The 19959-nt window shown below is 66.0% G+C and carries 24 protein-coding genes; 11 read left to right on the top strand and 13 right to left on the bottom strand.

Annotated features, from left to right (window positions below):
• Window positions 1-16: 16 nt before the first annotated feature.
• Entirely contained in the window at window positions 17-484 is a 468-nt protein-coding gene (locus tag ACFE64_RS02585) for an acyltransferase (RefSeq protein WP_375390890.1), read from the bottom strand.
• Between the two features lie 15 nt (window positions 485-499).
• On the bottom strand, window positions 500-1555 hold the full coding sequence (locus ACFE64_RS02580) for a Gfo/Idh/MocA family protein (protein ID WP_375390889.1): 1056 nt from the start codon (window positions 1553-1555) through the stop codon (window positions 500-502).
• Window positions 1556-1787: 232 nt separating this feature from the next.
• On the opposite strand from ACFE64_RS02580, the gene ACFE64_RS02575 reads away from it, so the two are divergent.
• Window positions 1788-3086, top strand: coding sequence for an O-antigen ligase family protein (locus ACFE64_RS02575; protein ID WP_375390888.1), 1299 nt, complete (start codon window positions 1788-1790; stop codon window positions 3084-3086).
• 22 nt (window positions 3087-3108) lie between these two features.
• Here ACFE64_RS02575 and ACFE64_RS02570 read toward each other — a convergent pair whose 3' ends face one another.
• Entirely contained in the window at window positions 3109-3963 is an 855-nt protein-coding gene (locus ACFE64_RS02570; RefSeq protein WP_375390887.1) for a class I SAM-dependent methyltransferase, read from the bottom strand.
• A 407-nt stretch (window positions 3964-4370) separates the two neighbouring features.
• Here ACFE64_RS02570 and ACFE64_RS02565 point away from each other — a divergent pair, with 407 nt between their 5' ends.
• The 6 genes from ACFE64_RS02565 (at window position 4371) to ACFE64_RS02540 (ending at window position 9629) form a co-directional block, all read left to right on the top strand.
• On the top strand, window positions 4371-4991 hold the full coding sequence (locus ACFE64_RS02565; protein ID WP_375390941.1) for a polysaccharide biosynthesis/export family protein: 621 nt from the start codon (window positions 4371-4373) through the stop codon (window positions 4989-4991).
• A gap of 110 nt (window positions 4992-5101) precedes the next feature.
• Window positions 5102-7228: a GumC family protein gene (locus tag ACFE64_RS02560; protein WP_375390886.1), complete on the top strand. Its 2127-nt coding sequence runs from the start codon at window positions 5102-5104 to the stop codon at window positions 7226-7228.
• Between the two features lie 77 nt (window positions 7229-7305).
• Window positions 7306-8478: a tetratricopeptide repeat protein gene (locus tag ACFE64_RS02555; RefSeq protein WP_375390885.1), complete on the top strand. Its 1173-nt coding sequence runs from the start codon at window positions 7306-7308 to the stop codon at window positions 8476-8478.
• A 403-nt stretch (window positions 8479-8881) separates the two neighbouring features.
• Window positions 8882-9148, top strand: coding sequence for an integrin alpha (locus ACFE64_RS02550; RefSeq protein ID WP_375390884.1), 267 nt, complete (start codon window positions 8882-8884; stop codon window positions 9146-9148).
• A gap of 48 nt (window positions 9149-9196) precedes the next feature.
• A complete protein-coding gene (locus ACFE64_RS02545) occupies window positions 9197-9400 on the top strand; it encodes an integrin alpha (protein WP_375390940.1) in 204 nt (67 codons plus the stop codon).
• Complete coding sequence (locus ACFE64_RS02540; protein WP_375390883.1) at window positions 9357-9629, top strand: integrin alpha; 273 nt, start codon at window positions 9357-9359, stop codon at window positions 9627-9629. Before ACFE64_RS02545 ends, ACFE64_RS02540 begins: the two co-directional genes overlap by 44 nt.
• Before the next feature lie 21 nt (window positions 9630-9650).
• Here the strand turns inward: ACFE64_RS02540 and ACFE64_RS02535 are convergent, their stop codons facing one another.
• A complete protein-coding gene (locus ACFE64_RS02535; protein ID WP_375390882.1) occupies window positions 9651-10037 on the bottom strand; it encodes a hypothetical protein in 387 nt (128 codons plus the stop codon).
• 157 nt (window positions 10038-10194) lie between these two features.
• Here ACFE64_RS02535 and ACFE64_RS02530 point away from each other — a divergent pair, with 157 nt between their 5' ends.
• The gene (locus ACFE64_RS02530; RefSeq protein ID WP_375390881.1) at window positions 10195-10476 is read left to right on the top strand and encodes a hypothetical protein; all 282 of its coding nucleotides are present in this window, start codon (window positions 10195-10197) and stop codon (window positions 10474-10476) included.
• A gap of 1136 nt (window positions 10477-11612) precedes the next feature.
• Here the strand turns inward: ACFE64_RS02530 and ACFE64_RS02525 are convergent.
• The gene (locus tag ACFE64_RS02525) at window positions 11613-12236 is read right to left on the bottom strand and encodes a DNA-3-methyladenine glycosylase family protein (RefSeq protein ID WP_375390880.1); all 624 of its coding nucleotides are present in this window, start codon (window positions 12234-12236) and stop codon (window positions 11613-11615) included.
• Window positions 12237-12290: 54 nt separating this feature from the next.
• Between ACFE64_RS02525 and ACFE64_RS02520 the strand changes: the two genes are divergently transcribed.
• Window positions 12291-12608: a 2Fe-2S iron-sulfur cluster-binding protein gene (locus ACFE64_RS02520; RefSeq protein WP_375390879.1), complete on the top strand. Its 318-nt coding sequence runs from the start codon at window positions 12291-12293 to the stop codon at window positions 12606-12608.
• Between the two features lie 80 nt (window positions 12609-12688).
• Here the strand turns inward: ACFE64_RS02520 and ACFE64_RS02515 are convergent, their stop codons facing one another.
• From ACFE64_RS02515 to ACFE64_RS02505, 3 genes are read right to left on the bottom strand one after another with little or no spacing between them, the layout of a single operon-like run.
• On the bottom strand, window positions 12689-13744 hold the full coding sequence (locus tag ACFE64_RS02515; RefSeq protein WP_375390878.1) for a ribonucleotide-diphosphate reductase subunit beta: 1056 nt from the start codon (window positions 13742-13744) through the stop codon (window positions 12689-12691).
• Window positions 13745-13755: 11 nt separating this feature from the next.
• A complete protein-coding gene (locus ACFE64_RS02510; RefSeq protein WP_375390877.1) occupies window positions 13756-14157 on the bottom strand; it encodes a hypothetical protein in 402 nt (133 codons plus the stop codon).
• Entirely contained in the window at window positions 14154-14354 is a 201-nt protein-coding gene (locus tag ACFE64_RS02505; protein WP_375390876.1) for a hypothetical protein, read from the bottom strand. Before ACFE64_RS02505 ends, ACFE64_RS02510 begins: the two co-directional genes overlap by 4 nt.
• 56 nt (window positions 14355-14410) lie before the next feature.
• On the opposite strand from ACFE64_RS02505, the gene ACFE64_RS02500 reads away from it, so the two are divergent.
• Window positions 14411-14659 carry a DUF2171 domain-containing protein gene (locus tag ACFE64_RS02500; protein WP_375390875.1) on the top strand — a complete coding sequence of 83 codons (249 nt, stop codon included), beginning with the start codon at window positions 14411-14413 and terminating at the stop codon, window positions 14657-14659.
• 35 nt (window positions 14660-14694) lie between these two features.
• On the opposite strand, the gene ACFE64_RS02495 is transcribed toward ACFE64_RS02500, so the two are convergent.
• The 4 genes from ACFE64_RS02495 to ACFE64_RS02480 all read right to left on the bottom strand — a co-directional run bounded on the left by ACFE64_RS02495 (window position 14695) and on the right by ACFE64_RS02480 (window position 18090).
• Window positions 14695-14901, bottom strand: a complete 207-nt coding sequence (locus ACFE64_RS02495) for a hypothetical protein (protein WP_375390874.1) — start codon at window positions 14899-14901, stop codon at window positions 14695-14697.
• Window positions 14898-15269: a hypothetical protein gene (locus tag ACFE64_RS02490; RefSeq protein ID WP_375390873.1), complete on the bottom strand. Its 372-nt coding sequence runs from the start codon at window positions 15267-15269 to the stop codon at window positions 14898-14900. The genes ACFE64_RS02495 and ACFE64_RS02490 overlap by 4 nt, the downstream gene beginning before the upstream one ends.
• A 39-nt stretch (window positions 15270-15308) precedes the next feature.
• Window positions 15309-17243: a ribonucleoside-diphosphate reductase subunit alpha gene (locus ACFE64_RS02485; protein WP_375390872.1), complete on the bottom strand. Its 1935-nt coding sequence runs from the start codon at window positions 17241-17243 to the stop codon at window positions 15309-15311.
• Between the two features lie 385 nt (window positions 17244-17628).
• Complete coding sequence (locus tag ACFE64_RS02480) at window positions 17629-18090, bottom strand: DUF1003 domain-containing protein (protein ID WP_375390871.1); 462 nt, start codon at window positions 18088-18090, stop codon at window positions 17629-17631.
• A gap of 195 nt (window positions 18091-18285) precedes the next feature.
• Here ACFE64_RS02480 and ACFE64_RS02475 point away from each other — a divergent pair, with 195 nt between their 5' ends.
• A complete protein-coding gene (locus tag ACFE64_RS02475; RefSeq protein ID WP_375390870.1) occupies window positions 18286-19140 on the top strand; it encodes an MBL fold metallo-hydrolase in 855 nt (284 codons plus the stop codon).
• Here ACFE64_RS02475 and ACFE64_RS02470 read toward each other — a convergent pair.
• Window positions 19135-19860 (bottom strand): haloacid dehalogenase type II, encoded by a 726-nt coding sequence (locus ACFE64_RS02470; protein ID WP_375390869.1) that lies wholly within the window; start codon window positions 19858-19860, stop codon window positions 19135-19137. The genes ACFE64_RS02475 and ACFE64_RS02470 overlap by 6 nt on opposite strands.
• Window positions 19861-19959 lie beyond the last annotated feature (99 nt).

Below are 19959 nucleotides of genomic sequence, written 5' to 3'. Positions count from 1 at the left end.
TGCCTCTGTGGAAAGGTCAGCGATGATGGCGCAGCAGTCGCGCCGGGTTGCCGGCATAGACGCCAGGCTCGACGATCGGCTTCGTAACGACTGAGCCTGCGCCGATAACGACGTCGTCGCAGATGGCAACCGGCATGATCGTGGTGTTGGAGCCGATCGAGACACGGTTGCCGACCGTCGTCGCTTCCCACTTGGTAGAATCGCCGCGGGCCGGTCCGCCGCTTGCAAAGCGATCGTTGACGAACATCACGCCGTGGCCAACGAAGCAATCCTCGCCGATCGTCACCAGCTCGCAGAGGAAACTGTGACTTTGCACGCGGGTTCGCGAGCCGACGCGCACGCCCTTCTGCACTTCGCAGAACGGGCCGACGAACACGCCATCGCCGAGCGTGCAATCGTAAATATTGGCCGGTTCGATGACGGTGACGCCGACGCCGACCGTCACGTCGCGCACGCTCGCGTCATGCCGCTTGATTGTGTTCACGGCGTCAGTCGCCTCTCAACCACCAAGGCGCGAATGGCGCGAGCGAAAGCGCAACGGTACGTCGCGCCCGGTCTCAATCGATTCGTAGAGGGCAGTGATGAGTTCGAGGCTGCGTCGTCCCTCCAATCCGTCGACGAGGGCGGCGGTGTCATTGTTGAGACAGTCGACGACATGCTCGTAATAGGCTTGATGGCCATAGCCATAGACGTTGGGGGGATTGACCGAGAAGCGCTCCAGCACCGCCTCGTCACCCGGCAAGGCCTCGACGAAGTCCCACGTTACCATCTTGTTGACCGCGAAGCCGCCGATCACGACTGTCCCGCCCTCGCCCAGGATCGACAGCGAGCCTTCCAGGTCGCGGGGCCGGGCGGCATTGGTCGCCTCGACGATGCCGAGCGCACCATTGGCGAACTGCAGAGTTGCCACTGCGGTGTCCTCCGCCTCGATGTCGACCAGCGCGCGCGTTGCGCGCGCGTGGACTGACACCACGTCGCCCATGAAATACTCGAGCAGATCGACATGGTGGCTCGCCTGGTTGGCGAGCACGCCGCCGTCCTGCGCCCAGGTGCCACGCCAGGGGTCCTGGTCGTAATAGCTCTGGTCGCGGCGCCAGCGCACGCGCACCGTGCCGAGCACGAGCTTGCCGAAGCGTCCCGCCTCCAGGGCCTCGCGCGCCTTGACGACCGGCACGTTCAGGCGGTTCTGCTTGACCACGAACAGCTTCACGCGGGCCCGGTCACAGGCGGCGATCATCGCGTCGGCGTCCTCCAGGCGCAGCGCCATCGGCTTTTCGACGATGACGTGCTTGCCCGCCTTCGCCGCGGCGATAGCATGCTCTGCGTGCATTCCACTTGGCGTCAGGACCACGACCGCCTCGACCGCGGCGTCTGCCAGCATCACATCGAGATCGTCGTATGTGGCGACATTGTGACGCTCGCGCGCAGCATCGAGCCGCGCGGAGTTGTTGTCGCAGATCGCGACGAGCGCCGCGCCGTTGATCTGGTTGCCGCCCAGGAGGTCGAGGTGCCGTTTCGCAATCCGGCCACAGCCGACGACGCCGAACTTTACCATGGCATCTTGTTTTTCGGACCTCTGCTGGGCGTCTGTCTGCCAGACAGGACGGAGCCGATAGAGGCTTTCCCAAGGTCTTGCAACGCGAGCGCCATGGGCGCCGATTGGCCCGACCATTGTCCTAATCGCGTTCGGACCGTAGGCGCGCGGCATGCATCCGCCCCTTCGATCGTCGTCCGATGCCCCGTTGCGGTTCAGGCCCAAATCTGTTCCGAGCCTTGCATTCATCCTCTTGGGCATCCTGCTGGGCACGCTGTGGATCGCGGGCGGCGCTTCGCGGGCAGATGCGATCGGACAGATCGTGGTGCGCGCTGTGGCCTGGACGCTGCTGGTCATCGGCATCCTGTTCGGGGAGCGCCCGTCATTGCAGGGCGTCCGCCCTGTGTTGATCCTGTTGACGGCAGCGCTGCTGCTCGCGCTCATCCAGATGGTGCCGTTGCCGCCCGGTCTGTGGCAGGCGATGCCGGGTCGCGGCGTGCTCGCCGAGGCCGCAGCGGCGAGCGGCCAGCCGCAACCTTGGCGGCCTTGGTCGATCGTTCCCGGAGCAACGTTCAACGCCGCCTCCTCGCTGGTCGTGCCGTTCGTGACCCTGTTATTCGCCGCCGGACTGAAGCAGTCGGAACGTGCCTTGCTGCCGGGTCTGCTTCTCGGGCTCGTCGCCGCCTCCTTCTTCGTCGGATTGCTGCAGTTCGCGACTGGCGGGCTCCACAACCCGTTCGTCAACGACACGCCGGGTGAGGTGAGCGGCACCTTCGCCAACCGGAATCATTTTGCCCTGTTCCTGGCGCTGGGCTGCATTCTAGCACCGCTATGGGCCTTTTTCGGTGGACGTCTGCCGGGCTGGAGGGCGCCCCTGGCGCTTGGACTGACCCTGGTGTTCGCCCTGATGCTGCTGGTAACAGGATCACGCGCCGGGCTTGTGCTTGGTGCGATCGCGCTTGCTACCGGGCTGCCCCTGGTTAGCCGCGGCCTCCGGCGCGAACTGCGTCACTACCCGCGCTGGACCTTTCCCGTGCTCGTCTTTGGTCTTCTGGCGCTGGTCGCGATCGTTGTGCTGGCGAGCGTCGCGGCCGACCGGGCGGTGTCGATCGATCGCATACTGGAGGTCGATCAGGGGCAGGAAATGCGCGTGCGCGGCTTGCCGACAGTGCTGGCTATGATCCATACCTATTTTCCGTTCGGATCGGGATTAGGGGGTTTTGATCCCCTGTTCCGGATGCACGAGCCGTTCGAACTGCTCAAGCTCACCTTTTTCAACCATGCTCACAACGATGTGATCGAGGTCGTGCTTGATGCGGGCTTGGCGGGCGCGTGCCTGCTGGCATGCGCAGTCGGCTGGTGGGGCTGGGCGAGTGTGCGGGCATGGCGAGCCGGGCCGCGAGGGACGCTTGCGCAGGCGGGATCCGCGATACTGCTGCTCAATCTGCTTGCCAGCCTGGTCGACTATCCGGTCCGCACCCCGGCGATGATGGCGATGGTGGTGATCGCGGCGGTGTGGCTGAGCGATGATGGTGCGTCGGCCCCGCGATGACGGGGCCGGGAAAGCGCGAAGCCTAGTATTGCCGCGGAAAGGAGAATCCTATGCCCGCTCCCGGATACCAATGATCCAGGGGTTCCTCCTTGAAAAACAGAAACGATCGCTCTTGCCGCGTTGAAAACTCGGCGAGTTTGGACGTCACGTGTGCATTATCGCCCAGGATGATGCCTTCCGGGCTGAGGCGAGGGGATATCACCTCATATTCCCTGGCCTCGTAGTCTTCGCTGTGATCGCTATCGTTGATAAAGAGGTCGACGGTTTCGGTCATGGCCTCGAGCGTCGCGATGGAATCGCCCACGCGCACTTCGCCAAAGGCGGCGTATGCGCCTTGTAACAGCCACCCGGCCTCTGGATTGATATCGGTGCCGATATATCTGCCGGGATGACCTTCGGTCGCGTTCCGCATGAGGCCCCGACACAGCGTGATCGACCCAAGGCCCTTATCGACGCCCGTTTCAACGACGACCCTGGGCTTCAGCAGTCTCACGAGTGCGTACCACCCGAGCCGCTTTGCGTAGCCGGCACGGGCGTCCGACACGTTCCGGTAAGCACTTTCGCGGGTCTTGCTTATAATGAAATCGGCCAACTCACGATCGTCCAGCAGTTCATCGATATAAAGCCGCACCAGTTCGGGTGTCGTACGGGCGACCACTGCCAATGTATGCGCCAGATACTGGAGGTTCATTTCGCTCAGCGAGTAAGTGAAATTCGTTTCCTCCTTGGATTGTGCCAGCCATTTCAGATATTGCGGCGTGGTGGCGAGCGCAAAACGCCCGCCGATCACGGCACGGCGCGGCAGCGCCAGAACCCTGTAGGCCGAATGGCGCTTGGCCGAACGGACGATGCGCCTCAAAGCATCCGACCACATCATATTCTCCAATTCATTCTAATCCGTTATTGATTGCGTTGCCGCGATCCACGTGTCCTCGCGGCAGTCACGACCAAGAGAGCGATTACGACGATCGGCGACGAATGGCTGGCGAACCAGTTATCCGCCCGCAAATCCGCATGTCACCATATGGCGGACATTCTCCAGCAGATGGGCGCTTAATGCACATGGCGGTGTCGTCAGCAATCCTCACCGACGGCTATCTTGATCCCTCTCCGGAGCGTCGCCAGCTTTACCCCCGCAGGGCCAGCATCTATAGCGAGCGCGATTTTCCCATCCATCGCGGACCCTTCGATCGCATGCGTCACCTTTGTCTCGCCTTGTTGGCCGCGGTATTCCTAACGGGATGCGCGGGTCGACAGGCGCTTGTATCCACTGATCGCTTGACCGTGGTGCAGGACAGCCATGTGCTGCCCGCGCCCGATCGCAACGATCTAACCGCCGCCGATCGGCCGTCGCTGATCGGCCCGCTTGACACGATCCAGGTCGATGTCTTCAACGTACCCGACCTGAGCCGCGAGATGCAGGTCGATGCCAGCGGCCGCATCTCGATGCCGCTTGCGGGCACGATCGAGGCGCGCGGAAAGACGGCGGAAGAACTGGCAAGTGCTGTCAAGGCGGCGCTGCGCGCTCGCTACGTTCGCAGCCCGGAAGTGACGGTCAACATCAAGAGTTCGGTCAGCCAGGTGGTTACGGTAGACGGGCAAGTCGTCGAGCCCGGCCTGTACCCGGTCACCAACCAGATGACGCTGCTGCGCGTGATCGCCTCGGCCAAGGGGCTGGCGGAATTCGCGCGTCAGGACGATGTCGTCATCCTTCGTACCGTCGAGGGTCGCAAGATGGCAGGGCTCTACAATATCGAGGCGATCCGACGCGGCGCCTATGACGATCCCCTTATCTACGCCAACGACGTGGTTGTCGTCGGCGATTCGCCGCAGCGGCGCCTGTTCCGCGACTTCGTCTCGCTCGCGCCCCTCCTGGCAGGCCCGCTGATCGCGGTCCTGCAGTAAGGTTCGATATTGCCATGAATGTGATCGCGCCGGATTTGCGAGGAGACCTGCGGGCCCCGGGGCGTCCCGGGGTCCTGCAGGTCGGTCCGCGTGTGCCTGAAGCGGAGGGCATGCCGCTGCTCCGCCAGTATCTGCGTATCGCCCTGCGCTGGCGCTACGTCATCCTCGGCGTCACCATCGCCTGTGCGCTGCTCGGCTTGGTTGCGACGCTGCTGACGATCCCGAAATATTCGGCGGTCGCAACGATCGAGATTTCTCGCGAGTCCAACAAGGTAACCGATCTGCAAGGGGTCGAGCGCGAAGCAAGCGTCTCCGACCAGGAGTTTTACCAGACCCAATACGGCCTGCTAAAATCACGCTCGCTGTCGGAGCGGGTTGCGCAGCAGTTGCGGCTGGTCGACGATCCGAAGTTCTTCACGCTGTTCGGTGTCAAGGGCGATAATCCCGCGTTCAAGCTCGTCAACGGCCGCTATCCGCTATCCGGACGGGCGGAACGCCAGCGCGTCGCGGGCGAAGTGCTTCGCGAGCATCTCGCCGTCGCACCGACGCGGCTGTCGCGGCTGGTCGACATCGAGTTCACCAGTCCGGACCCGGAACTTTCCGCGCGCGTCGCCAACGCCTGGGGCGACAACTTCATCCAGACCAATCTGGAGCGCAAGGTTCAGGCGACATCCTACGGCCGCAACCTGCTCCAGCAGCAGCTGGGGCAGCTCAAGGAGCGGCTGGACCAGTCCCAGCGCCAATTGGTCGGCTATGCCTCGGCCGAACGGATCATCAACCTGCCGTCGCAGTCGAGCGACGGCAAGTCGACGTCGGAGCGTTCGATCGTTGCCGACGACCTCGCGGCGCTCAATGCCGCGCTGTCGCAGGCGACCGCGGACCGTATTCAGATGGAGGCACGTTACCAGCAGGCCGGGCGTGCCGGCGCCTCGACCGAAGCGCTGCGCAACCAGGCGATCAACAGCCTGCGCCAGCGCCGCGCCGAGCTCGCAGCCGATTACCAGCGGCTGATGACCCAGTTCGAACCGGAATACCCCGGCGCCAGGGAGGTCAAGTCGCAGCTCGACCAGCTCGATCGCAGTATTGCGCGCGAGGAAAGCCGCGTCTCGGGTTCGCTGCTCGCCGACTATCGCGAGGCAAAGGATCGCGAGCGGGCGCTCCTGGCCAAGGTCGACCAGCTCAAGGTGAACTACCTCGATCTGCGCCGCCGCAGCATCCAGTACAACATCTACCAGCAGGAAGTGGATACCAACCGCGTACTTTACGACGGTCTGCTCCAGCGCTTCAAGGAAATCGGGGTCGCTGGCGGGGTCGGAATCAATAACATATCGATCGTCGACACCGCCGACGTGCCGCAGAGACCGTCGAGCCCGCGGCTGTTTCTCAACCTCGCGCTGTCCATTCTGGTCGGGTTCGGGCTGGGCGCACTGCTTGCCTTCGCGCTCGAACAGATCGACGAGGCGATTGCGGACCCGGGTGAGATTGAGCGGCGCCTCGGCCTGCCGCTTCTCGGCTCGGTGCCCAAGCTCGCCAGCGGCACTCCCAAGGACGCGTTGCTCGATCGCAAGTCCGACCTGTTCGACGCCTATCTGGCTGTGCAGACCAACCTTGCCTTCACCACCGAACACGGCGTGCCGCGAACCTTCATGGTTACCTCGACTCGCCCGTCCGAGGGCAAGTCGACCACCGCACTGGCGCTGGCGACGACGCTGGCGCGTGCCCAGCGCCGGGTCATCCTGGTCGACGGCGACATGCGCTCGCCTTCGGTCCACCATCTGGGCGGGGTCGATCACGACCGGGGGCTGAGCAATTTCCTGGCGGGCGAGGAGGATATCGCGTCGCTGACCTTCGCGATGAGTGACCTGGGCTTTACGGCGATGTCGGCGGGACCGATCCCGCCCAATGCCGCCGAATTGCTGACCGGCAACCGGCTGGCGATGCTGATCGATCGCCTCCTTGAGGGCTACGACCATGTCGTGATCGACTCACCGCCAGTAATGGGCCTGGCCGACGCGCCGCTGATCGCGTCGCGGGTCGAGGGCGTCATCTATGCAGTGGAATCGCACGGCATCCGATCGAGCATGGTCAAGACCGCGCTCGATCGCCTCGCCAGCGCGAATGCGCGCGTGTTCGGGGGCGTGCTGACCAAGTTCGAGGCCAGAAAAGCGCATTACGGCTACGGCTATGATTATGGCTACGGCTACGGCCGCGACAATCAGAGAGCGTCGCGCGCCTGATGCCGCGCTTCATACCTTCGATGCGGCGATCCGCAGCCGAATGGTGTGTCCGAGGGGGGCTGGCGATTGTCGCTGCATTGCTGGGTTACATCGGCGTCGCGCATGATGCGGGCTATGCGATGCGTGAAAACAGTGCGCGCGCCTACGCCCTCGCTCCTGGCGACGGCCGGGTCACGGGATCATATGCGCAGGCGCTGTTGGGAGCAGACGCGACGAGCGCGGACTGGACCCGCGCCGAGCGGCTCGCGCGGCAGGCGCTGCGACAGGACCCGACCGCAGTGGCGGCAGTGTCGACCCTGGGACTTGGTGCGCTGAATCGTGGTGACGCCACGGGCGCGCGACGCCTGTTCGCCTATTCCGAGCGGCTGTCGCGGCGCGACCTCCAGACGCAGATATCGGATATCGAGGACGCGGTAAGCCGAGGTGATGTTCCTCGGGCGCTCCGACATTATGACATCGCGTTGCGCACGTCGCGCAATGCGCCGGCGCTGCTGTTCCCGATACTCGCGGGGGCGATCGTCAATCCGTCTGTCCGCGCTGCGCTGGTCGCCACGCTGGTGCGCCAGCCCGCCTGGGCGCCACATTTCATCAGCTATGCCGCAGGCGAGGGTTCCGAACCGAAGGCTACAGCGCGCCTCTTCGCCGATCTGCGCCGGGCGCGCGTGTCGGTACCCGGGACCGCGAGCGTCGCCTTGGTCGACCGGCTGGTCGGTGCCAATCTCTTTGATGAGGCGTGGTCCTATTATGCGACCATACGCTCCGGTGTCGACCGTTACACGCTGCGCGACCCAAGCTTCGCCGGCCCGGGTATTGCCGGCGATTCGACTGCATCGACGTTCGATTGGCAGCTGGTCGACACTCCCGGCATTACGGTGTCGACCCAGCGCGGGGAGGGCCGCGGGGTTGTCGATTTCGCGGCACCGCCGGGCATCGGAGGTCCGCTGCTGCGCCAGACGCAGATGCTGCTGCCGGGTACGTATCGACTGGAAGGACATGCGACGGGGATCGATCAGCCCGAAGCAGCAGCGCTGCCCTATTGGTCGCTCGAATGTCGCGATGGACGCGAACTCGGCCGCATCGTAGTGCCGCCGTCGCGAACGGCGAACGGCGTCTTCGCCGGTCAGATATTTGTCCCTGCCGACTGCCCCGTTCAGACATTGTCGCTGGTGGCCCGCTCGTCGGATGCGATGACGGGGGTCAGTGGGCAGATCGACCGGGTCCGTATACTGCCATTTCGCCCTACATCGTGATACGGGCGATAGCCATTCTGTTGTCGTTGGTCGCGACGGGTGCGGTGGCACAGCAGGGGCCGTCGTTGACACCGCTCGGCCAGCGCCAAGCATCGGCACCGCTCGATATCGGACCGCTCGTGCTGGGCGCTGTGATGGAGCGACTGCCGTCGAGAGCCGGGTAGCGCGATCTCTTCGGTTGGCCAAGTCGGGCAGCGTCAAACGCACGCGCTTCCTGATACCGGACCGATGAGGCGGATTGACAACCGAATCGGCAACCGAGTTCGTTCGCGCCTCCGCAACCGTATCGACCGCGACTATGACCCCCAGCCCAATACGATTGCGCCGTTCGCAATCGCCGACGAACAGGCGCGGACGACCGGGAAATCGGGACGGCGCTAATGGGCCGACGTCAACGGCGATGTTGTCCGATCTGATCGTCTGCGCTGACGGCTATGAAGGTGGCGGCATGTCGGCCGGTGGGGCCTACGTGATCTACGGCAAGCAGAACGGGATGACGCCGTTCATTGACTTGGCGAACCTCTCTCGCACGGACGGGTTCGTCGTTCAGGGCGAGTTTGCCGCCGATCTCGCCAGATGTAGCGTGTCCGGTGCGGGCGACGTCAACGGCGACGGTATCGAAGACCTGCTCATCGGTGCCTTCAAGAGCGACGAGGGCGGTCACGATTAGTGGCGCCACCTACATCATCTAGGTCAAGCGGCTCCGTTCCCGAGCGTTATAGACCTCGACGAACTGCCGAGCGACGTTGGCGTCAAGATCGTCGGGGAGACGGCGAACGATCTCGCGAGCTTCTGGGTCGCGTCCGCTGGCGACGTGAATGGCAACGGGCGAGCCGACCTGATCGTGGGATCGCCGCAGAACGATCCGGCCGGCAGCGATGCTGGCGCAGCCTATGTCATTTCCGGACGCGGGTCGGACTAATCCGGCAAGATCATGCTGGCCGATCTCAGCCTGCGGACGATTTCGAGATCACCGGGGCCGCGGCATCCGACTCACCGGCTACGGCGTCGGTTCGGCGGGAGACATCAATGGCGACGGCTTTGCAGACCTCCTTGTTGGCGCGCCCAGATTGGCGCAGCAGGCCCCGGTTTCGGCTCAACGGCAATGGGCTCGGCGACATCCTAATCGGCGCGCCGGGACAGCACGGTAGCGGTTCGGCATCCGGTGCCGCTTACGTCGTGTTCGGCACCACGAGCGCCGGCGCGTCGCTTGACTTGGCCGATCTCGACGGCACCAACGGCTTCAAGCTGCAGGGCGTGGCGACGAGCGACGAGGCTGGAATCTCCGTGTCTTTCTGGCCGAGTCCCGCCTCGGCGCCGCCGATCAGGCCAACTTCACTTTTCGTGTCCGCGATGACGGCGGTATCGTCGCAGGCGGACAGGATACGTCCGCGGTCGCGCCCGTTGCCATTAATATCGCGGCTTCCATCGTCCCGGCGGGCGGGGAAGATCCAGTCTATGGCACGAACGGCAACGATACGCTGGTTGCCGGCCTGAATCCGGTCCACCTTCTCGGTCTGGGTGGCGACGATCTCTACTTGGTCACCAGCCAGAACCATGTCGCGGTCGAGGCGATCGGCGCAGGCGCCGACACGGTTCGGACGAGCATGGATTATACGCTGGAGGGCGGATCCGAGATCGAGGCCTTGGAGGCCGCTGATCTGGCGAGATCAACTCCGCTCCGCCTCTACGGCAACGAGTTCGATAATTTTGTGCGTGGGGAATGCCGGCGTCAACACCCTGATAACCCACGGCGGCAACGACGTTCTGCAAGGCCGGGGCGGCGATGACGCCTACCTCGTGTTCACGGGCGACGCCGTAATCGAGACCCAAGGCGGCGGTTACGACACCGTCTATGCTATCGGCGACTACGTCCTGACCGCAGGGGCCATGGTGGAGGTCCTGCCAAGCTACGACCCGGACGGGTTCGTTGCGCAGAACCTGACGGGGCATGCGGCGGACACGATCATCCTACCACAACCACGGGCATCAACCTGACCGGCAACAAGATTCCAAACATCATCATCATCGGCAACGCGGGCGCCATGTCATCGACGGCTTGGGCGGCGGGGATGATATGCGTGGACTGGAAGGCAACGACACGTACATCGTTCGTCGAACGACCGATCGCATTGAGGAAATCGCAGGGGGCAACGACACCGTTCGTACCCTGGTCGATTATGCCTTCCGATGGCTTGAGCGTCGAGCGGCTGGAAGCCTATGACATTCTGGGCACGGCAACGCTGTGCCTCACCGGCAATGCCTACGCCAATCTCATCTACGGCAATGACGGCAGCAATCGCATTTTGCGAACGGTTCGAGCATATGAGCGTCGACGTATGCCTGTAGACACATCGACAGGCCCGGTCCGCGGCGTGCGGGCGCGTTCGCGCGTTCATACTCGCAGACGTTGTGCCCGGCCCCTGCGCTGCCGGTACACTTCGACACCCGCACACTTCGTGCTTTCGAGTAGGAAGTGCCGATGGCCCGATCGACCACTCCCGTCCGCCCCGAGAAGGGTCGCAATACCGCTGCCAACGCGCGCCCCAAAGCCTCGCAGCGGACCTGTTCCAGCTCGACAGCGAGGTCGCGCGCGTCATCTCGGAGGACGGGCGGCTCGAGGTCGACCTGGCCGCCTTCCGCCGCCAGATCGGCTACCATAACCCGCTCGCCAATTCCGGGTCGCGCTCCGGCAGATCGCCGGTACGGACACGATCCCGGACGATGACGTGGAACTGGTCGAGACCGGCGGGAACTTCGGTCCAGCGGTCGGGAGGGGACGTGGACGCAGGGCCAGTCCGGTGAGCGTCGTCATCTCGGTCCCGGCCCCTAAGAAGGGAAAGATGACGGCGTTTACCCTGGGGGAAGCGACGGTGATGGCGCTGGGCCGCGTGCGGACGGCGACGCGCCCGGGGATGCGGTCGGGCGCTCCCGGCGCACGCCCGCGGTCGGCGCGGTCGGGTGCCGCGCATCGCACCGGCCAGCCGGTGCTGCGCGACAGCATCGAGGCGTGGACCTTCGAGGACCATTTCTTCGCGGTGCCGGCCCGGGGCGAGTGCGACGGCTGCTGCGCACCGCGCGCTCTCCCGACCTCGCCTTCGGCTCGGCCGCCCTCTCCCCTGGAGGGAGAGGGATCAGATCACCGCCATGTCGGAGTTATAGTGGTGCCAGGCGAAGATCGCCGCGGCGCCGCGATGCGGGCGCCAGGCTTCGGCCAGCGCGCGCGTCCGCTTCTCGCTCGGGCGCTCGGGATGGCCGAGGATGCGGCCGACCTCGATCTGCACGGCCAGGTCGCCCGCGGGCCAGATGTCCGGCCGCCCCTCCGCGAACAGCAGGTAGATCTCCGCCGACCAGCGGCCGATGCCCTTGACCCGGACCAGCGCCGCGATCGCTTCCTCGTCGTCGGCGGGAAGCGCCGCGAGCGGCAGCCGACCGCTCGTCACCTCGTCGGCGAGGCTGCGCGCATAGCCCGCCTTCTGGCGCGACAGGCCCGCCGCGCGCAGCTGCTCGTCCGTGGCGGCGGCGACCGCGTGCGGGTCGGTGGCGTCGCCCAGGATCGCCTGCAGATTGCGCCACACCGCGTCCGCCGAGGCGACGCTAACCTGCTGGCCGACGATGGTGCGCAGCAGCGTCGGGTAGCCGCGCTCCCGGATGCGGGGTCCGGGATGGCCGACGCGCGCGAGCGCCGCCGCGAACGCGGGCTCACGCGCCGCCAGCGCATCGAGCGACGCACGCAGCGCCGCCGCGCTCAGCCCCATTGAACGCGCCCGCCGCGCACGGCATGAGCGGAGCGGTTTTCAGCGGAGTTCATCATGCCCCAGCTTATCGTCGTCACCCGCGAGGGGGAAGAACGCGCGCTCGATGGCGAGATCGGCCTGTCGGTGATGGAGGCCATCCGCGACGGCGGCATCGACGAGATCCTGGCGCTGTGCGGCGGCAATTGCTCATGTGCCACCTGTCACGTGCATGTCGACCCGGCGTTCATGGCCAGGCTGAAGCCGATGAGCCCGGACGAGGACGACCTGCTCGATTCCACCAGCGACCGGGACGAGTTTTCCCGCCTGTCCTGCCAGATCCTGTTCGGCCCGGAGCTGGACGGGTTGCGCGTGACGATCGCCGCGGAGGATTGACGCGAGCATAACCCAGGAATTCTTGCTCAAAATCTCATCTGCGAGGCCTGCTCGTGCTTACGCATGAGCGGCCGGCCGCACTACTCCGCCGCCACGCCCGCACGCGAGAACATGTCCTCGCCATCCCCCGCATCCTCGTTCGCCGCCGGCCCGGCCTTGGCCTTCTGGCGCTTGTCGAACGAGTCCCACACCTCGGTCCACTGGCCCTTGGTCGCGGCCTTCGAATATTCCGTCGCGCGGGTCTCGAAGAAGTTGGCGTGCTCCACGCCGTTCAGCATCGGCGCGAGCCAGGGGAGGGGATGCTCGTCGATCATGTAGATCGGCTTCAGCCCGAGTTGGTTCAGCCGCCAGTCGGCGATGAAGCGGATATACTTCTTGATCTCCTTGGGCGTCATGCCGTTCACCGGCCCCATCTCGAAGGCCAAGTCGATGAAATTGTCCTCCAGCCGGATCGTCGTCTGGCAGACATCGGCGATGTCGTCCTTCACCGCCTTGGTCAGGCACTGGCGCTCGGCGACGAAGGTGTGGAACATCTTGATGATGCCTTCGCAATGCAGGCTCTCGTCGCGCACCGACCAGGTGACGATCTGGCCCATGCCCTTCATCTTGTTGAAGCGCGGGAAGTTCATCAGCATCGCGAAGCTGGCGAACAGCTGCACGCCCTCGGTGAAGCCGCCGAACATGGCGAGCGTGCGCGCGATATCCTCGTCGTTATCGACGGTGAACTTCTGCATGTAGTCGTGCTTGTCCTTCAGCTCGGCATATTCGAGGAAGGCGCCATATTCGCTCTCGGGCATGCCGATCGTGTCGAGCAGGTGGCTGTAGGCGGCGATGTGGACCGTCTCCATGTTGCTGAACGCGGTCAGCATCATCTTGATCTCGGTCGGCTTGAACACGCGGCCGTATTTCTCGTGATAGCAGTCCTGCACCTCGACATCGGCCTGGGTGAAGAAGCGGAAGATCTGCGTCAGCAGGTTGCGCTCGTGATCGCTGAGCTTCTGCGCCCAGTCGCGGCAATCCTCGCCCAGCGGCACCTCCTCGGGAAGCCAGTGGAGCTGCTGCTGGCGCTTCCAGAACTCGAACGCCCAGGGATATTCGAACGGCTTGTACTGCTTGGAGGCTTTGAGGAGCGACATGGGATGTCCTTTCAGGCGGGCGTCTTGACGGTGAGGCCGCGCGTCCAGCGCGTGGCGAGCTGGACGCAGGGCTGCTCGAAACGGAAGGTCGAGAGGTGCGCGAGGCCGAAGGTGAGCGCGAGCAGCAGCGGGCGCTTGGCGTATTTGACGAGCTTGCCGCCGCTGCCCAGCCACGTATCCACCAGCGCGCCGTGGAGGATGTAGAGCGCGTAGGAGACGGTGGCGATATAGGCGGCGACGCGGTTGGTGAACAGGCGCTGGAGCACCCACGCCGCCGGGCCGAGCCCGGCGAGCACCAGCAGGATGCTCGCCGCGCGCCAGCCGTCGAGCATCGCGAACCGGTCCGCCCCGGCGGGCGGCGGCGCGGGATCGGTCGCGTCGGGGGTGGCGGCGGGCTTGAAGGCGACGTTCACGGCGTCGTGCTCCAGCGCCACATCGCGGTCGCCGAAAAGGCGAGTACCACCCCCGCGGCGAGCGCCATGATCCCGGCCATGCGATAGACATAGACCGCGGCCGGCCCCTGCGGCCGGGTGAGCAGCAGCAGCAGCCACGCGCCCGCCAGCGAGAGGACCGCGGCGACGGCGTACATGATGAGGACCTGCCAGCTCATGCGACCAACTCGGGCGCCGCGCGTTGCGCCACCGAAACCATCACAGGAGAATGGCCATGGCAGACGCATCGCAGATCGAGGAGCATATGGAAGTCATCGGCGCCGACGGCGTCCATGTCGGCACCGTCGACAAGGTCGACGGCGACCGCATCAAGCTGACCAGGCAGGACAGCCCGCAGGGACCGGACGGCGAGGGCGCGAAGCATCATTATATCTCGCTCGGCCTCGTCGCCGAGGTGGAGGACGACAAGGTCCGCCTGTCCGCCACCGGCGCCAACGCGACCACCTTCGAAGAGACGGAGTGACGAGCGGGCGGGAAGGGCATCAATCGCTTCCCGCCTCATTGGCGCGGCAGGCGCGGCGTGGCGATCGGCGGCAGCGTGATGCCGCCGAGTAGCTGTACGGTCGTCTCCAGACGAACGATCCTCGCCTCGTGATCGTCGGCAAGCGCATCAAGCCGCTGGACGCTATGGTCCAGCCTTCCGACCTTGTCCGACAGCAGCAGCATGTCGCGGCCGCGCTGCATCATGCGCTCGGCCCAGCTCACGCTGCCTCCTGATCCACTGCGCGTCCGAGAAAGCGCCTGCGCGCGGCTTCCCAATCGATGCCGGACTCGAGCAGCTCGCGCCGGACCTGCTCCCGGTACTCGTCACTGGTGAGGTGCGCCCGGCGCGCCTCGCCGGCTTCGAGCGTGGCGACCGCACGATCGAGGGAGGCGTGCATGCCATCCATTGCGGCGGTGACTTCGGGCCAGAACGCCTCCAGCTCGGCCAGTGCGGCCAGATCACCCGGCTCAAAGGCGTTCACCAATTGACGCACATACTCGCTCGCGCTCACGCCAAGTTTCTCGGCGCCCGCAGCGATCCGCGCTTTTTCCTCCGGCGTGACCAGCAGCACCATGCGCTCCGATTTCATGGCTCACCTCCATAACATAGACATGTATATGTTCATGTCCTACTGGCAGGCAAGGCATTCGTCATAGTCCGTCGTCTCGCCAATCTCGAAGCGCGGCGCCCGGAGCGTGTTGTCGGCCTCCACGCCGCCCGAGCCTTCCTGGCCGGCGAAGCCGGCGCGCTGCACGGACTTGGAGCGCAGATAGTAGAGCGACTTGATGCCCAGCTCCCAGGCGCGGAAGTGCAGCATCAGCAGATCCCACTTCTCAACATCCGCCGGGATGAACAGGTTGAGCGACGCGGACTGATCGATGAACGGCGTGCGATCGGCGGCGAGCTCCAGCAGCCAGCGCTGGTCGATCTCGAAGCTGGTCTTGTAGCAGTCCTTCTCGTCCGCGCTGAGGAAGTCGAGGTGCTGGACGGAGCCGCCGCGCTCCAGGATCGAGTTCCACACCGCGTCGGCGTTCTTGCTCTTCGCGGCCAGCAGCTTTTCCAGATACGGGTTCTTGACCGAGAAGCTGCCCGACAGTGTCTTGTGGGTGTAGATGTTGGCCGGGATCGGCTCGATGCACGCGCTGGTGCCGCCGCAGATGATCGAGATCGACGCGGTCGGCGCGATCGCCATCTTGCAGCTGAAGCGTTCCATCACGCCGCGATCATGCGCGTCGGGGCAGGGGCCACGCTCGGCCGCCAGCGCCATCGACGCCGCGTCCGCCTGCGCCTTGATGTGCTTGAAGATGCGCAGGTTCCAGCTCTTCGCCAGCGCGCCCTCGAACGGCAGGCCGCGCGCCTGGAGGAAGGAGTGGAAGCCCATCACGCCCAGCCCGACCGAGCGCTCGCGCGCGGCGGAATAGGCGGCGCGCTCCATCCCCGGCTCGGCGCGCGCGATGAAATCGGACAGCACGTTGTCGAGGAAGCGCATCACGTCCTCGATGAACCGCGCGTCGTCCTTCCACGCGTCCCATGTCTCTAGGTTGAGCGAGGACAGGCAGCACACCGCGGTGCGGTCCGCGCCCAGATGGTCCTTGCCCGTCGGCAGCGTGATCTCGCTGCACAGGTTGGAGGTCGAGACCTTCAGCCCCAGCTCGCGATGGTGCCGGGGCATCGCCTTGTTCACGTGATCGGCGAAGATGATGTAGGGCTCGCCGGTCGCGAGCCGGGTCTCGACCAGCTTCTGGAACAGCGCGCGGGCATCGACGGTGGCGCGCGCCGAGCCGTCCTTGGGCGACCGCAGCACCCATTCCGCGCCCTCGCGCACCGCCGCCATGAACGCGTCGGGGATCAGCACGCCGTGATGGAGGTTGAGCGCCTTGCGGTTGAAGTCGCCCGAAGGTTTGCGGATCTCCAGGAACTCCTCGATCTCCGGGTGCGAGATGTCGAGATAGCAGGCGGCCGAGCCGCGGCGCAGCGAGCCCTGGCTGATCGCGAGCGTCAGGCTGTCCATCACCCGCACGAAAGGGATGATCCCGCTGGTCTTGCCGTTCAGCCCGACCGGCTCGCCGATGCCGCGCACCGCGCCCCAATAGGTGCCGATGCCGCCGCCGCGCGACGCCAGCCAGACATTCTCGTTCCAGGTGTCGACGATGCCGTTCAGGCTGTCGGGCACCTGATTCAGGAAGCAGCTGATCGGCAGGCCGCGGCCGGTACCGCCGTTGGAGAGCACGGGCGTCGCCGGCATGAACCACAGCCGCGACACATAGTCGTAGAGCCGCTGCGCGTGCGCGGCGTCGTCGGCGTAGGCGGAGGCGACGCGGACGAACAGGTCCTGGATGCCCTCGCCGGGCAGCAGGTAGCGGTCCTTCAGCGTCTCCTTGCCGAACTCGGTGAGCAGCGCGTCGCGCCCGTGATCGACCTCGACGGGGAAGGGCCGCGCGCCGGCGTCGCCGGCGGCGGGTGCCCGCGTCGCGCTGGCATGGGTGGCTTCGGCCTGCGCGGCACCCGCCGGGGAGGCTTCCATCGTGTCGGTCGCCATCACGCCTGCATCCCTGAAATCCATCGCATCCGCTCCCACGCGTTCCACACCTGTTCGACTCGGGGGGCGAACACCCATCCTACACCTCCCGGCGAAGAACAAAACAGGGCCCTAGCGCCTGTGGAACATGCGCAAAGCTCCCCTGTCACCCATCGCCGGCGGTGACGTCCTACCAGCCTTTGGGCCTGACCCCCAATTCCACCGCAACAGATTGTGCCAAGCGGCCGACGGACGCAAGGGGACGGTGTGGCGGCGAGATCAACGGTTCGTGGTGTGCACGATCGTCTCGTGGGCATGGACGGGACGCGACGCGTGGACTTCCGCCGTCTCCACGAAGCGCAAGAGAACAGATAAAGTCCGAAAATTATTTTCCGGCGTCGATGACCATCGTTCTAGCCGAGCGACGTACTCAACGTGGCGCCAATTCGTTGCTGGCGTCGACCGGCTTCGCCATTTCCGCCGCGACGTGATCGATGCGTTCCGGCAGGAGCGGATTATCCCGCCGCTGCTCCTCGACCAGCTCGATCAGCTTGGCGATCTTCTTCTCGCTCAAGGCGGCGATCTGGAGGGTCAGCCGGGCCCGTTTTTCCGCAAGTTCGTCTTCATGGCGCTGCGTGGTGAGGATCAGCAAGGCGACCAGCAACGCCGCGACCGTCACGAGGAAGCCCAGGTCCGGGAACGGGAACTCCTCCAGCGCCGCCGCGCCGATGCGCGGAGCGACGACGTTACCGGCCGTCCAGCCGATCAGCGCGCCGACGATGCCGATCAGCGCGGCGGGCCGCGCGAGCGCGAGGGTGAGCCGGTTGGCGGCGCGCTGAGCGCGCGACGTGCCGCGATGATGGTCCTCGTAAAGCTGCGCGAGCTGCTCCACCGTCTGCTCGACATGGCGGTCGGTGGGCCGGGTGGTATCGCTGCTCATGGCGGACGAACGCTCTGGCCGGCCGCATCGGTCCGTGGCGTTTACCTGGGTTGGAGCGCGAATCCGACCGCTCGTCTAGAACGGGCATGCTCGTCGCCATGGCGGGGTCGACCGCGATCCCGCCCGATCGGGCACGGGGAACGGTCCATGCGCATCCATCATCTCAATTGCGGCACCGATTGCCCGCTGGGCGGCGCGCTGTTCGACGGTCGCAGCCTGGGGCCGCTCGGTCGGATCGTGTGCCACTGCCTGCTGATCGAGACGGACGCGCACGGGCTGGTGCTGGTCGACACCGGCTATGGCCTGCGCGACGTGGCGCACCCCCACCGGCATCCGCAGCCGCGCATCACGCGGCCGTGGCGCCTCATGCTCAATGTCCGGCTCCGCGAGCATGAGACGGCGGCGCGGCAGGTGGAGGCGCTGGGTTTTCGGCGCGAGGACGTGCGGCACATCATCGCCACCCATCTCGATTTCGATCATGCCGGCGGGCTGGAAGATTTTCCCGGTGCGCAGGTGCATGTGATGCGCCGCGAATATGACGACGCGACGGGGCCGCGCGCCGGTGTCGTCGCACGCAACCGCTGGCGGCCCGCCCAACTGAACGATGTGCGCTCCTGGCGAACCTATTCCGCCCGCGGCGAGCCCTGGTTCGGGTTCGAAGCGGTGCGGGATCTCGACGGGCTGCCGCCGGAGCTGCTGATGGTGCCGCTGCCCGGCCACAGCTGGGGCCATGCGGGGGTCGCGATCCGGCAGGACGGCGGGCGGTGGCTACTCCACGCCGGCGACGCCTATTTCTATCGCGGCGAGATGCGGCACGCACGGCGGCGCTGCACGCCGGGCTTGCGCGCCTACCAGCGGCTGATGGAGGTCGACGCGCGCAGCCGCCTGACGAACCAGGAGCGACTCCGCGCGCTGTCGGTGGAGCGGCGGGATGCGGTGACGGTCACCTGCACCCACGATCCGGTCGAACTCGAACGGTGTCAGGCGGGAACGCCGCTATAGATCGGCTCGGCAGCCGAGCCGATCGGCCAGGCCCGTGAAATCGTCCGCCCGCCAGTCCCAGTCCTGCGCCAGATGCGCGTCGGGGGCGGGGCGGCCGCCATATTCCTGCGGGCGGTCGACATAGGCGGTCAGCAGCCCGCAGGCGCGGGCGGCAGCGAGATCGCTGTGATGGGCGGCGACGAGGCAGAGCTGACCCGGGGCCAGGCCGAGCGCGGCGGCGGTGGCCAGATAGGCCTGGGGATCGGGCTTGTAGGCGCGCGCGAGCTCGGCGCCGCAGATCGCGTCCCAGGTCAGGCCGGCATGGCGGGCCAGGTTCACCTGCAAGGCGACATTGCCGTTGGAAAGAGTGACGACCGGGAACCGCGCCCGCAGCCGCGCCAGCCCGGCGACGGCGTCGGGCCAGGGAGCGAGGCGGTGCCAGGCGCGCGTCCACTCGGCGAGCGCCGTCTCGCCGAGCCGGGCCGGGTCGATGCCGGATCGGCGTAGCGTCTCCTCCAGCATCTCGCGGTGGAGCAGGTCGAGGATCACCCAGTCCCGCCGGCCCTCGCGCACCGCCGCCATTGCCGGCTGGTAGCGCGCGCGCCAGGCGTCGGCAAAGGCATGGCCGTCGATCTCCGCGCGCCCGATCGCGGCCAGGAACGGCGCCGACTCGCGCGCGATGCCGCCGCGCCAGTCGACCACGGTGCCGAACACGTCGAAGGCGAAGGCCTTGGGCAGCATGGCGGTGATCTAGGCGGCGGGCGGTGGTGCGGGCAAGCGCCGCCTCAGCTGGCGATGCGGCGAATGGCGCGATGCCCGGACTGGTTGAGCCGTTCCAGG

This window comes from uncultured Sphingomonas sp. (assembly GCF_964250165.1).
Taxonomy (GTDB): Bacteria; Pseudomonadota; Alphaproteobacteria; order Sphingomonadales; family Sphingomonadaceae; genus Sphingomonas.
The sequence above is the reverse complement of the archived record's forward strand: the minus strand, read 5'-3'. Positions and strand labels throughout refer to the sequence as shown.